Genomic DNA, 13,764 nt, shown 5'->3' with positions numbered 1-13,764 from the left:
GACCTCGCCTTAGAGGATGCCGGTGGCTTCGGTGAGCAGCCAGATGCCGATCACCAGCAGCACGGCACCGATGGCGACCGTGAGGCCGAACTGGCCCCAGGTCTTGCGGCCGGTGTGGATTTCCGCGTAAGTCCCGTAGGCGTGATAGCAGACGCCGATAAACATCGACGCCACGACCAGGAGGGCCACGAGCATGATGATGTCGTAGCCATAGTTCCTGATGGTTTCCATGATGCCGTTGCCGGTGCCGCGGGTCGGGTTCTCCAACTGCGGCAAGCCTTGCGCGAACGACAGCGCGGGCAGCGCGGCGGCGCCCAGTGCCACAGCGGCGCGCTGGGCAAGATGGGAATGGGGGATGCGGTTTTGCATGGTCGTGCCTTTCAGGTCAGGAGAGAAGGAAGAAGCTCAGGACGAGGTACATCGCGACGAAGCGGATGCAGACGCCGAGGAACTGGCGCTGGTTGAGGCGGCTCTCGGACCACCCCACGTAGGCCGTTCGGATGGCCCAGACGCCCCACACGAGGAGCACCGCGAACACGACGCCGACCAGGACGGTCGCCATCGCCGAAGGCGCGATGCCGCTGTTGGCTTGAAATGCCGAGACCTGGGCGCCGTTCATGGCGTGTCTTCCGAAGTCGTCGTCGGCGATGGCGAAGCGGACCGCTCGGTGCGGTAGTCGCCGGCCAGTTCGGAGAGGTCGCGCGGCTGGGCACGCGACGGTGTGAGATGGGCCTGGATGCCGGCGCGCACGCGCGCCAGGTCAGCCAGCAACCGCGGGTAATCGAAGTGGTAGCGCTCGCCCGGCTGGATGGGGGCACGCGCGGCGCTGTCGGCGACGGTGCGCTCCAGCGCGTCGAGTTGGCGCAGCGCGGCGACCAGTTCCTGGCGCTGTGCCGGGGACTCGGCCAACACCATCGGGGACTGACCCAGCAGCAGGGCCGTCACGAGAAAAATGGGCACGCCGCGATACGCGGCGCGCTGCCAGATCGGAGCCAACATCGCGCCATTCCTGTGTGATCAGCAATGGCTTGATCGTGGGCAGCGAGGTACTTTTAGGCCGCAAACAATAGGAACCCGCGCATGCCCGGATTCATGGGCTTGCGCGCGGTTTCAGGGTCTGGAGAGTGGGAACTAGCGCCGCGTCAGCGTGGCGAGAAACTGGCGTCGGCTTTGGGAGCGCGAGCGCCTTCGGGTACTCTTTCGGTATGCCGCTTCCCCAATTCCCTCGCCACATGCACTACAAGCTCGACGGTCGTCGTGCCGTACCGTGCGAGAGCATTGCCGAGTGGGGCGCCTGGTTTTCAGTAGCTGATCGGCGGGTGGTGGAAACCTGGGTCGATGACGTCCGTATCTCCACGGTCTTTCTTGGGCTGGACCACAACCACGGACTTAGTGGAGATCCACTCCTGTTCGAGACGATGGTCTTTGTGGATGGTGTGACGCACCAGATGCGCCGGTACTTCATCTGGGAGGAAGCGGAAGCCGGCCACGCCGAGATGACTGAGTTGATCCGAGCCGAAATGCAGGAAGCGCAGGTGCGCGCTGCGCAGGCCTGGGAACAGGTGCGTGCGCGGATGAAGGCCTGAGCATCAGCGCTGCGCGGCGTGCTCAACCTTCAAAGGTACTTCTTGAAGCTCCCCGCAGTCAGGGATACCGCCAGCCCCAGCAAGGCGGCGCTCGGCAACAGGATCAGCAGTGGATGCACCGAGATCGGCAAGGCCAGATAGGTGACCCAGGGCAGCACGGCCAGCGGCATCAGGCTCGCCTTTGCGCGGTGGTAGATGAAGCCGGATTCCCGGCCCGCGCCGAACCGGCGCACGTCGCGCCGCACCAGGCCGTCGATCAGGCCGACAAACGCCGCAGTGAAGATCAGCGGCAGCGTGAGCACCAGGACCAGCAAGCGAACCAGGAACGTGAGCGTCGTGAAGGCCGCAGCGATCAGGTAGCTCTCGGTCCAGACATAAACCTGGCTGATGTAGCAGCGGAAGTTGCGCCCTCCGGCCTGGCTGGGCGCGCGGGCCCGCTCGGCGGTCTGGCTCATGCGCTCCAGCAGCCCGGAACGCACGAACACCCATTCGTAGCCGGTGTCCACCAGCTCGTGCGCCGTGCGCCCAGGCTCCTGCACGACCACGCTGCGCGTGAAGTGGCTGGATAGGTGCCCCAGCTCGTACTGCAGCATCTGCTGGGAGTGGCGCCAGCCCTGGTCCTTCCAGAACAGGTGCATACCGACGCACTCGACCACGATCGAGAACAGCAGCGAGCCGATCAGCACTGCGAGCAACCGGAACGGGAACGTAATGGTGCCGACGATCAGTCCCTGCCGGCGGCTCTGTTCCCGCTGTGTGGTAGCAGCGGCGTCGTTCACGGTGAGGCCCCGATGTCGGCGTCGTCGTCGGTGGCGGAGGTCACCGCGGCAGGCTCGGGCGGAGCGACATCGTCCAGCAGGTCGTCGGGTAAAGCCGCGTCCTGCAAGGCCGGGGAACTGGTGAACTCCCACCACTGCGTGGCCTCGCTGTAGCTCTGGCGCATGTACCCGGCCAGTTGCTGCAGATCTGCCGGCATCACTTCATCGGAGTCGGGGGCCGGAAGCGGCATGCGGACCTTCCAAAGCTGGCCGCCCTGCAGCAGCGCGAAGCACTGGCCTTTGGGCAGGCCGACGACGTGCGACGGCTCGATCATCGGGACGCTGGACATGCTGATGCGATCCTGGGTGTTCGACGTGAAGTCCGTCGTCCCACGAATGTCCGAGCTATCGGTCGCGCCGCTCACGATGGTGGTCGTATAGACCTCGACCTTCGGCAATTGCCTGGTCAGCAGTTCGGCGGTCGCGGTCTCGCGCACGCGCAGCATGAAGAGGTTGTTGAAATTCCCGATGACTTGACCGGCTTTGGCGCGGTTGCCAATGCGGGCCTCGATGTCGGAGAGCGTCTGCGTGTAGGCGCTGACTTGCAGCCCGGCACCGCCGCCCTTGTTGATCAACGGTATGAATTCGTCACCCATGAGTTCATTGAATTCATCCGCGTGGACGTTGATCGGCACGCGCGTGCCGGCCGATGCGCCCGGCAGGCCGTCGTCGATACCGTGCTTGTAGATGTGCCCTGCGACCGAAACCAGATCGGAGAACATGGAATTGCCGACCGCTGCGGCAACCTCGGCGTCGGACAGTGCATCGAGGCCGACATACACGACGGCACGCTTGCGGATGACCTGCATCCAGTCGAAGATCGGGCGCGGGTCGGCCAGATCGGAATAGTTCGGGGCCAGGAGCTGGGCGATCTTGCCGCTTGTCAGTTTCTCCAACAGCGGCAGCAAGCTGGCGACGATCTTGTCAAAATACGTCTTGTCGTAGCGGACGGCAGAGCGCAGGCCGTCCAACACCGGGTCGTAGTTGCGGGCTTGGGAGAGATACTGCTCCAGCGCCACGACGCGCTTTTCCCGCCCAATCATGTTGCGCGGGATGTTCTTGTCGTTCAGCTTCGCTTCGAGCTGGACGATGATTTCCCAGGCCTTGGGCTCCGTCTTGGCGAAGTAGTGCTGCGCGTACTCGATGAACAGCGCGTCGATGTTGATGACGTGCTGCTGGATCAGCATGTAGTCGGGCCGCTGTCCCAGCTCCACCAGGGCGCGGGCGATGATGTTGACGAATCGCCACGCAAACTCTCGGAAGGCGGCTGAGTTGCCTTCGCCGGAAAGCTGCCCCGCGACGCGGGTGGCCACCTCGCTGATGCGGCCGAAGCGGCCCACGGCGTTGTAGCGTGCGGAGATGTCCGGCCAACCCAGGTGGAACACATAGAACTCGCCTTCGCGGCCGGCACCCAGGGCTTCGACGTACATCCGCTTCAGGAGATCCGCATCGCCCTTGGGGTCAATGACGATCACGACCTCGTGCTCGCCCGCGGCGTTCTTGCGCCGGATGTCCTGGGTCACGAACAACTCGGCCAGTCGCGTCTTGCCTACGCGCGTAGTGCCCAGCACCAGCGAGTGCCCGACGCGCTCACCCAGCGGCAGGCCGACGTCCACCTCCTCCGGTTCGATGCCGTGCAGGCGCGGCAGGCCGCCCACAGGCGGCAATGGGCGTACAGGATTGAATGGCACGTCCCAACCCGTGAGTGTCGACAGCCGGGAGAGCGGGAACGGCGCAAATTCCAGCCGCTCTTCCAAGCGCCGCGCCAGCCGGTAGGCCGGCGTCGGCTCGACGTAGCGGCGGAACTCCGGCCGGTACGTCTGCATGAGCCTATGGGTGTGCTTCTGCTCCCACAGGAACCCGCGTCCCACGAACAGGCGTTGCTGGCTGACCGGCACGTCCTTGCTGGTCATCACGTAGCGCGGCAGGCGGCGGATGTTGCGCCGGTAGCGCAGGATGATGCGGGCATCGCGGTAGCGGATGGCGCCATAGGCCGCGAACGCCAGCGCACTGCCGACGCCCATGGCGGGGCTCAGCGCGAGCGACCACGGGGCCACCACGCACAAAAACGCGGCGCCAGCACACGCTGCGACGGTGTATAGCTCCACCGCTGGCCGCAACAGTACTTCGACTGGTTGCTTCCCAGACATGGTTTCATTGCTCGATGCCGGTGGCCGTGATCAGCGCCGGGTAGTGCCGCAGGCCCAGGCGCTCCGCCAGGTCGTCGCCGCCCACGGGAGCGAGCGGTACGCCGGGCACCAGGGCGCGCAGCCGTGCAAGGGCCTGCACCGTCTCGACGTTGACGACCAGGCCGACCGTACCGCGCTCGCGCAGCGAGGTCGCACGACGCCGCAGCCAGGCATGGGAGGTCTCGTCGTCGCCGATGAGCACGAACGGCCGCAGGCCCGGTGCCTCGATCACCCGCCGCGAGACGGTGCCGGGGGTGAGCTTGGCGCTGCGCACCGGCAGCATCGCGGCCTCGTCCGCCGGTGTGACGGGAACCTGTGGCGTCGGGATGGGCGGCCGGGCCGGGGCATTTGCGCGCGGCTGGAGGTTGAGGGCTTCGTAGTACGGCAGCGCCGACGTGCCGCCGCGGTCCTCGACCACAATCAGCGGCTCGCCGGCATACAGGGCCAACGGCAGGCCCGCCAGCGACACGAGCAGGCTCCACAGGGTCAAATGGGGTTTCGTCATGGTGAGGTCTCCTGGCGCGCGGCGAGTGCTGCGGCGGTTGGGCGCGTGCCCTGCACGCGGGCGAGGTGGCGCGACACGCTGCGCCGATAGCGGGCGGCAGGCTCGCCACCCGCGGGGCGGTGGTAGCGACCGATCGCCAGAAGCCAGTCCTCCCCCGGCGCGTGCTGCTCCTTCAGGATCTCGGCGGCGATGGCGAGGTTGCGGTACGGATCGAGCAAGTCGCACGCGCTGGCGTAGCGCTGCCGGTGATAGCCGAGGTTGATCTGGCCCAGGCCCGCGTCGATGCGCGTGTGCGGCGTGGAGCGCATCGCCTGTTGCAAGCCAGCGCAGGCGTCGGCGCGGGTGGCGTAGCGGCGCGACTGGCCGGCGACGTTGAGCGACCAGGGCCATGGGACCATACGCCCATTGCGGCGGATGCCGCTCTCTTGCAAGGCGACGGCATAGAGCACCGTCGAGGGGATGCCCGCACGCTGCGCGGCGAGCTGGTAGGCCGGTGGCGGAACCTCCTGGGCCTGGGCGACGCAGGCATACAGGCCAGCGGCGAGCACCAGTGCGCGCAGGGGTGCGGCTACGGCTGGCGCTGCCATTGACCGTTCACCTCGCGCACGACCGCCGGCAGATCGCCGGGCACCCCCAAGGTTAGCCAGCGGCCGCCGTCGTGGTTGAGCGTGATGCTGCCGCTGCGCACGCGCGCCGGATCGACGTTCGCGCGCTTGGCCCAGTCGCGGATGCGCGCGTCGTCCTGGCGGCTGCCGACCATGTACAGGTCGAATTCGGCGCCCGCGGATTGCAGGCGCTGCACGAGCTGGCCGCAGGCCACGCAGCCGTCCTTGACGAATACTGCCGTGCGGCCGGAGCCGCGCGTGGCGCCGGCGACCGGCTTGTCGTCCGGCAGGTTCACCCGCTGCATGCCGGGGTTCAGCCGCTGCCAGGCTTCGTCGTAGGCGCGCTGGTAGGCGAGCAGCTTCTCGACGCGGCGCGCTTCGGCTTGCACCTGCAGTTCTGCGTAGCGCCGCCGTTCTTCGTCGGTGCGTGCCTCGATGCCCAGGGCCGATAGCGGGTCCAGGTTGGGCGAGTAGATGCCCAGCGGTCCGTCCATCAGTTCGCGATAGCGCGTCCATTCCTGCGGTTGCAGGCCCCAGTCGCTTGCCACCCGGTCTTCCGGGATGCGGGCGGCCAGCGGACGTTCCTGGCTCTGCGCATTGCGCGTGGGCGCCGTGGTCGGCTGCTGCGCCCAGGCGGGCCAGTGGGCGGACGCCAGCACAAGCGCAGAAAGGATGATCGACGGCTTCATGTGGTGTGCTCCGGTCAGGGAATCGCCATGCGACGGGTCTGGTCGCCGGCCTGGAACACCGCGGTGCTGCCTTCGACGGCCAGCAAGCGCCACAGGCCGATCGCATCGCCGGGCAGCAGCACCTGAAGCTGGTCAGGCGTGAAGTCCCCATTGCTCGGCGCGACGGACACGCTGCGCTGGCCGGCGCGCAGTTCGGCGCCGACGATGCGGAACGGGAGCGGCGGTGGCTCGGGCCTGGCAGCAGCCTTGCTCGGTGCGCGCGACTGGGCCGGTGCCGCGGCGCGTGCTGCGGTCTGGCGCGTCTTGAGCTGCTCGACCTCGGCGCGCAGCGACTGAAGGTCGTCGGCAGCGGCATAGCCGCTCAGCGCTTTCTCGACCTGGGCCGCGCGTGCTTCAAGGATTTGGCGGGTGTCTTTGAGGTCTACCGCCGTTGCGACGGCCGGACGCTGTTGGATGGTCTCGATGGTCTCGGCCAGGCCTGTTGCCTGCGCTTCGAGGCGTTGCAGGCGGGAATCCAGCCTCTCCTGGTCGGCCTGGTCGTGCATGGCCTGGTAGCCGAGGGCTACGAAGACGCTGAGGCCGAACAGCCAAAGCCAGAGCAGGCTCTGCACCACCACGGCGGCGGTTGAACGCTGGGCGGATTGCGGAGCGTTCATGGCTGGCCTCCCGAAACCACGGGCATGGGTGCCAGCGGGAACGTCTGCGCCGCCTCGGTGACGGGCGGCGCGGATGCGTTGTCTGCGGACATACTGTCGCCAGGCCGCTCGAAGCAGATTTGCCGTGCCCGATCGTCCGCGTGCAGTTCCCAAGCGGGGCCGGCAAGCGTGAGCAGCGCATCGCGCAAGGTCATGGGGCCGAGGTGCAGGTGCGCCGCCGGCAGCGGCAGTGCGTACAGCTCAATTACCGCGTGCGCGGTCTCGCAGAGCTGATAGCCGCTGCGCTTGAGCACATGCCGCAGCCCATCGCCCACCGTTGCGCGGGCATCCTCCGGCATCGACACGTCGATGGTCTGCAACAGCAGGTCGCGCTGCGCGGCCGTCGGTGCCAGTTCGACCAGCGTGTAACGACCGTAGCGCACGACCGGCACGAGTTCCGGCGCGGCCGGCTCGGGTATCGAGATCGCCTGCTCGATGGGCGGTGGCACGACCGGTGCGGCGGTCGTCGCGCAGCCGGTGGTCAGGACGGTAGCTGCCAGCAGGCTGGCACCGGCCAGACGCCGGATCGGACAAATGGCTTGCATGGCTCGGCTCTCTGGTGCAATAAGCCGATACCTTCTTCGGATGCGTCCAGCCAATCAGCAAAGAATGCGAACTGGAGGTGGTCCGGTTTGTTCAGTAGCTGAATGGGGCAGTTCGCCACTGACTGCTACTATCAAATGCCAAAAGGAAGGGGGATTTGAAATGCGGATTTCACGTGTCAGGCTAGTCAATTTCGCCAATTTCTCGGACGTGGATGTCGAGACCGGCGACAGCATCGTCATCGTGGGGGAGAACAAGGTCGGCAAGAGCAACTTCATTCGTGCCCTGCAACTGATCCTCGATCCAGCATTGTCCGAGCGTGACCGGCAATTGGGGCTTGAGCACTTTTGGGACGGCCTCGGCGCAGACAAGCTCGGCGAAGCCATCGAGGTGTCGGTCGACCTTACCGATTTCACGGACGATCCGCGACTGATGGCCCACCTCAACGACTGCGTGATCGAGGCTGGGCCACCCATGGTGGCGCGCTTGACCTATCGCTTTCAGCCGAAGGCCGGACTGGCCGAGGAGCCCGATTCGCTGAGGGACTACGAGTACGTGATCTTCGGCGGCAACGACCCCGAGATGCGTATCGGCGGCGCGCTCCGTCGCATGTTGCCGTTGGACGTTCAGGTTGCTTTGCGTGATGCGGAGAAGGATCTTGCGAGCTGGCGTCACTCACCGTTGCGGCCGCTCATCGAAGACCTTGCAGCGTCGCTCGATGAAGACGCCCGAGAGGAGATTCAGCAGCAGGTCGACGAAGCCCAACAGGAACTTGCCGGTCACAACGAGGTAATAGAGGCTGCGGAACGGATCAGCGAAAGGCTGGTCGCCCTCGCGGGAGCGCAGCATGCCGTCCCGCTAGGCCTCGGGCTGGCGCCGACGCGCGTCGATGCCCTGTTGCGCAGCTTGCGGCTGCTGATCGACAACGGAGCTCGCGGCATCGGCGACGCAAGTCTCGGGACGGCGAACCTGATCTTCCTGGCGCTCAAGAGTCTCGAACTAGACCGGCTGGTGTCGGACGGCGAGCGTGACCACACCTTCTTCGTAGTGGAAGAGCCCGAGGCGCACCTGCATCCCCACGTCCAGCGGCTGGTGTATCGCTACTTCCTGGGCACCGGTGCACAGGGCGAAGAGGACGTGCCTCCGCTCACGACGATTCTGACCACGCACTCGCCGCATATCGCCAGTGTTGCGCCGATACGGTCGATCGTCCTGCTTCGTCACGATGCGTCAGAGGGGAAGACCGTGGCGGTCTCTACGGCGAACGCTCCTTTCACTCAACGCGACGAGGAAGACCTGCAGCGCTACATTGATGTGACGCGCGGCGAAATCTTCTTTTCACGGGGCGTCATTCTGGTCGAGGGCGATGCGGAGCGCTTCCTCATCCCAGCATTCGCGGAAGCGCTGGGTATCCCGCTCGACATGCTGGGAATCACGGTGTGTTCGGTGGGCGGCACCAACTTCACTCCTTACGTGAAACTCTTGGGGCCTCATGGCCTAAACATCCCGCATGTGATCTTGACCGACCGTGACCCGGTCGACGGAAAGCCGCCGCGCGTACGTCGGCGCCTCGCCAATGTCCTCGATGTGGTCGAGCCGGGCGACGATCACGGCGAGTGGGACGTGGACGATGTCCTGGAGCGCGCCGTGGAACTCGGATACTTCGTCAACGAGAACACGCTGGAGCCTGAACTATTCGCAGGTGGTTTGGCCGAGTCGATGCAACAGGTGATCGAACGAGAGTTGCCTTTGAAGCGGGCAAGCTTGGACGATCTGCAGTCTTGGGTGGACGATCCAGATGAGCTTGATGAAGACCGTTTGCTGGCGATGATTGAGCGCATTGGTAAGGGGCGGTTTGCACAGGCGCTTGCGGTGTCGGTATCGGATGACACGTGCCCGGACTACATTCGCTCTGCGCTTGAGTACATCCGTGATGCCGTCGTCTAGTGTCAGCTCCGCCTACCTGGCGCAGGCCGCAGACCTAGCCGGCAATCCCGGCCAACAGGCGGCATACGACTCGCAAGGGCACTGCGTGGTGCTCGCCGGACCGGGGAGTGGCAAGACGAAGACCTTGGTGCTGAAGCTCGCACGCATCTTGGCCGAGGACGTCCGCGCCCCTCGTGGAGCCGCATGCATTACCTACAGCCAGGAATGCGCGCGCGAACTGACTCGCCGCCTCGAAGGCTTGGGATTGCGAGAGGCACCAAACCTGTTCATTGGCACGGTGCATGGCTTTTGCCTGCGCCATCTGCTGATGCCCTACGGGCGCTTGGCCAAACTGCCGATTCCGTTTCCATTGGCGGTGGCAACGCAGCGGGTGAGCGACCGTTTGCTGAGGCAGTCGGGGGACGCGCTCTTCGGGCCCAATCATCCGTACAAGGCCATCGATCTGGGGCGGCACCGACGCTCTGTTCTCGACCGAAACAGCGTCATGTGGCGCAGCGAGGAGGAGCTTGCCGCTTGGGCGATCGCCTACGAAGCGGCGTTGCGTAACGAGGGATTAATCGACTACGACGACATGGTCGTCTTCGGCCAGCGGCTGATTGTCGAGCACGACTGGGTGCTGCCATTGGTCCAGGCGAAGTTTCCGGTGCTCGCCGTCGACGAGTACCAGGACTTGGGCGTCGCGCTGCATCGGATCGTCAAGCGCCTGGCGTTCGATGGCGGTGTTCGCTTATTCGCGGTAGGCGATGCGGATCAGTCAATCTATGGTTTCACGGGGGCCGACGGCGGCTTGCTCACGGAACTGGCCGCACGCGACGATATTGAGCGGGTCCAGCTTCAGCTCAATTATCGATCAGGTACCAGAATCGTTAACGCCTCGGAGCTGGCGTTGGGCGAAGCCCGCGGTTATCGGGCGAACGACCCGACGCGTCAGGCGTCCATCGCGTTCGTGCTGCGTCCTGGGGGCTTAGCGGATCAGGCCGCGCATGCCATTGCGCAGATCATTCCGGCGGCTCTGGCGGCCAAGCCCGGTCGGACGCTTGGTGATATCGCAATCCTCTACAAGGACTACCGCGCAGGCGACGTCGTTGCCGAGGTGGCGACGGCCAGCGGACTCGACTACATCCGGGTCGACAATGCCGCGCCTTATCGCAAGGTGGGCCTGACGAGTTGGGTCGAGGACTGCGCAGCCTGGTGCGCAGGCGGCTGGCGCATCGGGCGGCCGCAGTTGCGTGGTTTGATCGAACGTTATCTGGCTTTCCGCCGTGCGCATCTGGACGAGAGCCAGGCCAAACGCGAGGGGCAAGTGCTGACCGCGCTTTTATGGTCCCTGCGCCAGGATGTTCAACCTGCGCGTGAGTTCGTTGCAGCGCTTCGGACCGGTATCCTCGATGACCTGCTGGACGCAGAGAGCGCGCTCGCCGACCAGAAGGAGCAGTTGGACCGTATGACGGCGGCACTCGCGGAAGGTGGCGCATTGGCCTCCCTGGATATCGTGAGCCTCGGGGGGCGAGATGGGTCGCCAGCGCACCTCAATCTATTGACCTTACATTCGGCCAAGGGCTGCGAGTACGGCGTGGTCATCATGGTCGGTCTCGATCTTGGGAACCTGCCGTGGCGCAATGAGAGTCCCGAGAAATTGCGCGAAAGTCGTCGCCTCTTCTACGTGGGCCTGACCCGCGCCCGTGACGAGGTCCACATGCTCTATTCGGGCTTTGTCGATGGTCGATTCGGCCCGATGCGGCTTGGACGCTCCCCGTTCTTGGACGAGTTGGAGAATCGGATGCGGACCGCCGGCTTGCAGCAGTAGCCTAGGCAACGCAAGCTCCGCGCCTTACTGAGGGGCGGCAAAAAAAAACCGGCATCCCAATGGGGATGCCGGCGTTGTCGCAGAATTTACGCTGCAACGAGTTGCCGGGCCAGCGCCACTTCGACGGAATCACCGTCCTGGTTAAGTACATCCAGGCCCGATTCGGGCACGTCGCCCGAGGTGGACTGCGAGACCATGATCTTCTTGGCCATCAGCTCCAGGCAGGTCATCTGAGAGGAGCCGGCATAGCCGAGATAGATCACGCGCACGGACTGCTTCTGTCCGATGCGCCAGGAGCGACGCGCCGCCTGCTGGAGCGAGTACACGTTGTAGCCCGACTGCATGAACACGATCGTCGGGAAGTCCAACAGGTCCAATCCCGTCTTGACAAGCTCAGGGTTGGTAATGAGCACATCGATGCCACGGTCCAGTTGCTCGGCGATCCAGTCCTCGCGGCGGCTGGCATCCACGCTCGCGCGCAGCACTGCCACCCGAAAACCTTCCTGCTCCAGCAGCACCTTCAGGCGCGACGTGGTGTCGCGCGTGCCGGTATAGACCGTGTAGGCCAGAACCTTGCGGCCCTGCGCCTTCTCTTCCTTGCAGATGTCGATCAGCTCGCGCTCTTTCGGCGTCACCTCGAACTCGTTGAACTGAGCCGGGACGAACGCCAAGGTGTTGCGCGTGCGCGGATGCACCACGGTTTCCGACCGGAAGCAGCAGTCCGGCCAAGCCAGCAGCACATTGAGCACCACGCCCAGCAGCGTCGTATCGCGTCGCGCCAGAGCCTGTTTCAGCTCCGCGGTCAGCCGACCCGCCAGGTCGCGGTAGGCCGCGGCTTGCGCCACGTCCATTGCGACTTCACGGAACTCCTCGTCATACGGCGGCAGGACGTTGCCGCCGATGTCCTTGAGCTTGAGGAAGATCGTGAACGGCAGGATGCACCGCAAGACCCCCTTCGGCCCGAAGCCGGGAGCCTTGACCGTGCGCACCGATACCTTGGTGCCCCTGGCCGTCTTGTGCGCCGTGCCGGTGCTTTCGGAGTAGATGTCCTTGAGGACCCCGTGGTCCCTCATGAACGCCATGGCGGCCGAGGTCATGCTGCCGCTCGTGGTCGGGCGGTAGCCGTCTTCGATCATCCGCCCAGGCAGGGCTCGGAACAGCAGGTAGAACAGGTCGTCCCCGTAGCCGCCCATCAACGTGCCTGTCAGCAGCAAGGTCTTGCGAGCCTTCGCCGCCAGCACGCCCATGGCCTGGCCTTGGGCACTGCCACCGTTCTTGTACTCGTGGGCCTCGTCCGCGATGCACAAGTCGAACGTGCCTTGCGGCAGATAGCGCTTGATGAACTCGGACGGCTGGTAGCCGCCTTCGCCAAAGCCGAACTCCATGTTCGCCATCGCTCTTTCCATGCGATGCGCCTGGCGGTCAGAGAAGACCAGTTCGCCGTTGCCATCCATCAAGTTGATGAACTCATGGATGTTGTCGCCCAGCATCGACGCCAGGAACCCGTCGCCGAACTTCTGCATCAGCTTCTGCGCGGTGACTTCCCCGATCGTCGGGATGCGCTTGAGGGCTTTCAGCACGGCCGAGGACTGGTCGCTGCCGGACAGGCTGCGCGGGCGGATCAGTGTCCACAGGGGCGCGGCGCAGTGGCTGCACTTCCTGCGGTGTTCCTCGGCTTGGAGGGCGACCGGGTTGACCGGCTCGCCGTCGAGGTCGGTGATGACCCTGCCGCAGTCCGGGCAGGCCGCCACGTCGCCGTGGCGGGTGCGCCGCTGGGTGAAGACGGACTTCCAGTGGAAGCCCATCCGCATCCTGACCCGGCCCAGGACAAAGAACTCCTGGCCCGTGGGCTGGACATTCAACTGCTCGCGCAGCTTGATTAGCTTGACGAGCGTATCCGGCCCGTTGAGCACCCAGACCTTGGCACCTGCTACCGTTTCCTGGATCTCGCGCCGCCACTTGTAAACAAGGTGCGGTGGCGAAAGAACCAGGGTGCGGCGGTAGCCTTCGGCGTTGAGCGCGGCGGCCGTGGCGATGCCGACGGTCGTTTTGCCGCAACCCATTTCGCCATTGACGATCGCGGCGCGTTCTCCCCGATCGACTAGCAGCTCGGCGGCGGCGTGGACGACTTCGGCCTGGGCCGGGAACAGCTTGCGCTTGAGGCTGGCGACGACGAGTTGCCGGTGCGCCCGCGGCTGGCCGTTATAGACCGGCGGGTTCGCGCTATTGAGGGCGTCGAGCAGTTCGTCGCCGAACTCGCCGACAAAATCCTGAAGGCTCAGGGTCAGAGGGGAAGATTCCGCATCGAGCAGTTCGCCCTGTACGGGCGCGGCTTCAGCGGCAGTGGTTTCGAGATCGAGGGACATGGTGATGCTCCAAT

At 65.3% G+C, this 13,764-nt stretch carries 14 protein-coding genes; 3 read left to right on the top strand and 11 right to left on the bottom strand.

Annotation, left to right across the window (positions count from 1 at the left end; all coding sequences use genetic code 11):
• Nucleotides 1-9: 9 nt before the first annotated feature.
• Genes YA0848_RS11420 through YA0848_RS11410 form a run of 3 tightly spaced genes read right to left on the bottom strand, consistent with a single transcriptional unit; the run spans nucleotide 10 to nucleotide 999 of the window.
• On the bottom strand, nucleotides 10-369 hold the full coding sequence (locus tag YA0848_RS11420) for a TIGR03745 family integrating conjugative element membrane protein (protein WP_023082304.1): 360 nt from the start codon (nucleotides 367-369) through the stop codon (nucleotides 10-12).
• A gap of 16 nt (nucleotides 370-385) precedes the next feature.
• Nucleotides 386-619, bottom strand: coding sequence for a TIGR03758 family integrating conjugative element protein (locus YA0848_RS11415; protein ID WP_003050225.1), 234 nt, complete (start codon nucleotides 617-619; stop codon nucleotides 386-388).
• Nucleotides 616-999 carry an integrative conjugative element protein, RAQPRD family gene (locus tag YA0848_RS11410; RefSeq protein ID WP_023082305.1) on the bottom strand — a complete coding sequence of 128 codons (384 nt, stop codon included), beginning with the start codon at nucleotides 997-999 and terminating at the stop codon, nucleotides 616-618. Before YA0848_RS11410 ends, YA0848_RS11415 begins: the two co-directional genes overlap by 4 nt.
• 206 nt (nucleotides 1,000-1,205) lie before the next feature.
• Here YA0848_RS11410 and YA0848_RS11405 point away from each other — a divergent pair, with 206 nt between their 5' ends.
• Nucleotides 1,206-1,586, top strand: a complete 381-nt coding sequence (locus YA0848_RS11405) for a hypothetical protein (protein WP_031668816.1) — start codon at nucleotides 1,206-1,208, stop codon at nucleotides 1,584-1,586.
• 29 nt (nucleotides 1,587-1,615) lie between these two features.
• Here the strand turns inward: YA0848_RS11405 and YA0848_RS11400 are convergent, their stop codons facing one another.
• From YA0848_RS11400 to pilL2, 7 genes are read right to left on the bottom strand one after another with little or no spacing between them, the layout of a single operon-like run.
• On the bottom strand, nucleotides 1,616-2,365 hold the full coding sequence (locus YA0848_RS11400) for a TIGR03747 family integrating conjugative element membrane protein (protein WP_023082307.1): 750 nt from the start codon (nucleotides 2,363-2,365) through the stop codon (nucleotides 1,616-1,618).
• Complete coding sequence (gene traD / locus YA0848_RS11395) at nucleotides 2,362-4,554, bottom strand: type IV conjugative transfer system coupling protein TraD (protein ID WP_023082308.1); 2,193 nt, start codon at nucleotides 4,552-4,554, stop codon at nucleotides 2,362-2,364. Before traD ends, YA0848_RS11400 begins: the two co-directional genes overlap by 4 nt.
• Nucleotides 4,555-4,558: 4 nt before the next feature.
• Complete coding sequence (locus tag YA0848_RS11390) at nucleotides 4,559-5,098, bottom strand: integrating conjugative element protein (protein ID WP_023082309.1); 540 nt, start codon at nucleotides 5,096-5,098, stop codon at nucleotides 4,559-4,561.
• A complete protein-coding gene (locus tag YA0848_RS11385; RefSeq protein ID WP_023082310.1) occupies nucleotides 5,095-5,685 on the bottom strand; it encodes a transglycosylase SLT domain-containing protein in 591 nt (196 codons plus the stop codon). Before YA0848_RS11385 ends, YA0848_RS11390 begins: the two co-directional genes overlap by 4 nt.
• Nucleotides 5,667-6,392 carry a TIGR03759 family integrating conjugative element protein gene (locus tag YA0848_RS11380; RefSeq protein ID WP_023082311.1) on the bottom strand — a complete coding sequence of 242 codons (726 nt, stop codon included), beginning with the start codon at nucleotides 6,390-6,392 and terminating at the stop codon, nucleotides 5,667-5,669. Before YA0848_RS11380 ends, YA0848_RS11385 begins: the two co-directional genes overlap by 19 nt.
• Before the next feature lie 14 nt (nucleotides 6,393-6,406).
• On the bottom strand, nucleotides 6,407-7,048 hold the full coding sequence (locus YA0848_RS11375) for a hypothetical protein (RefSeq protein ID WP_023082312.1): 642 nt from the start codon (nucleotides 7,046-7,048) through the stop codon (nucleotides 6,407-6,409).
• Complete coding sequence (pilL2, locus tag YA0848_RS11370; RefSeq protein ID WP_023082313.1) at nucleotides 7,045-7,632, bottom strand: PFGI-1 class ICE element type IV pilus protein PilL2; 588 nt, start codon at nucleotides 7,630-7,632, stop codon at nucleotides 7,045-7,047. The genes YA0848_RS11375 and pilL2 overlap by 4 nt, the downstream gene beginning before the upstream one ends.
• Before the next feature lie 160 nt (nucleotides 7,633-7,792).
• On the opposite strand from pilL2, the gene YA0848_RS11365 reads away from it, so the two are divergent.
• On the top strand, nucleotides 7,793-9,577 hold the full coding sequence (locus tag YA0848_RS11365; RefSeq protein ID WP_023082314.1) for an ATP-dependent nuclease: 1,785 nt from the start codon (nucleotides 7,793-7,795) through the stop codon (nucleotides 9,575-9,577).
• A complete protein-coding gene (locus YA0848_RS11360; protein ID WP_198712511.1) occupies nucleotides 9,564-11,384 on the top strand; it encodes an ATP-dependent helicase in 1,821 nt (606 codons plus the stop codon). Before YA0848_RS11365 ends, YA0848_RS11360 begins: the two co-directional genes overlap by 14 nt.
• A gap of 86 nt (nucleotides 11,385-11,470) precedes the next feature.
• On the opposite strand, the gene YA0848_RS11355 is transcribed toward YA0848_RS11360, so the two are convergent.
• Nucleotides 11,471-13,750 carry a DEAD/DEAH box helicase family protein gene (locus YA0848_RS11355; RefSeq protein WP_023082316.1) on the bottom strand — a complete coding sequence of 760 codons (2,280 nt, stop codon included), beginning with the start codon at nucleotides 13,748-13,750 and terminating at the stop codon, nucleotides 11,471-11,473.
• Nucleotides 13,751-13,764: the final 14 nt, after the last annotated feature.

It is taken from the genome of Pseudomonas sp. S4_EA_1b (assembly GCF_016307435.1).
Taxonomy (GTDB): Bacteria; Pseudomonadota; Gammaproteobacteria; order Pseudomonadales; family Pseudomonadaceae; genus Aquipseudomonas; species Aquipseudomonas rhodesiae.
This window is presented reverse-complemented; position numbering and strand designations above follow the sequence as displayed.

Excerpts from the sequence above, each read along its gene's own strand:
- YA0848_RS11390 (WP_023082309.1), bottom strand. The coding sequence starts at position 5,098 with ATGACGAAACCCCATTTGACCCTGTGGAGCCTGCTCGTGTCGCTGGCG.
- YA0848_RS11420 (WP_023082304.1), bottom strand. The coding sequence starts at position 369 with ATGCAAAACCGCATCCCCCATTCCCATCTTGCCCAGCGCGCCGCTGTG.
- YA0848_RS11385 (WP_023082310.1), bottom strand. The coding sequence starts at position 5,685 with ATGGCAGCGCCAGCCGTAGCCGCACCCCTGCGCGCACTGGTGCTCGCC.
- YA0848_RS11405 (WP_031668816.1), top strand. The coding sequence starts at position 1,206 with ATGCCGCTTCCCCAATTCCCTCGCCACATGCACTACAAGCTCGACGGT.
- YA0848_RS11375 (WP_023082312.1), bottom strand. The coding sequence starts at position 7,048 with ATGAACGCTCCGCAATCCGCCCAGCGTTCAACCGCCGCCGTGGTGGTG.
- YA0848_RS11360 (WP_198712511.1), top strand. The coding sequence starts at position 9,564 with ATGCCGTCGTCTAGTGTCAGCTCCGCCTACCTGGCGCAGGCCGCAGAC.
- YA0848_RS11355 (WP_023082316.1), bottom strand. The coding sequence starts at position 13,750 with ATGTCCCTCGATCTCGAAACCACTGCCGCTGAAGCCGCGCCCGTACAG.
- YA0848_RS11410 (WP_023082305.1), bottom strand. The coding sequence starts at position 999 with ATGTTGGCTCCGATCTGGCAGCGCGCCGCGTATCGCGGCGTGCCCATT.
- YA0848_RS11415 (WP_003050225.1), bottom strand. The coding sequence starts at position 619 with ATGAACGGCGCCCAGGTCTCGGCATTTCAAGCCAACAGCGGCATCGCG.
- traD (WP_023082308.1), bottom strand. The coding sequence starts at position 4,554 with ATGTCTGGGAAGCAACCAGTCGAAGTACTGTTGCGGCCAGCGGTGGAG.
- pilL2 (WP_023082313.1), bottom strand. The coding sequence starts at position 7,632 with ATGCAAGCCATTTGTCCGATCCGGCGTCTGGCCGGTGCCAGCCTGCTG.
- YA0848_RS11365 (WP_023082314.1), top strand. The coding sequence starts at position 7,793 with ATGCGGATTTCACGTGTCAGGCTAGTCAATTTCGCCAATTTCTCGGAC.
- YA0848_RS11380 (WP_023082311.1), bottom strand. The coding sequence starts at position 6,392 with ATGAAGCCGTCGATCATCCTTTCTGCGCTTGTGCTGGCGTCCGCCCAC.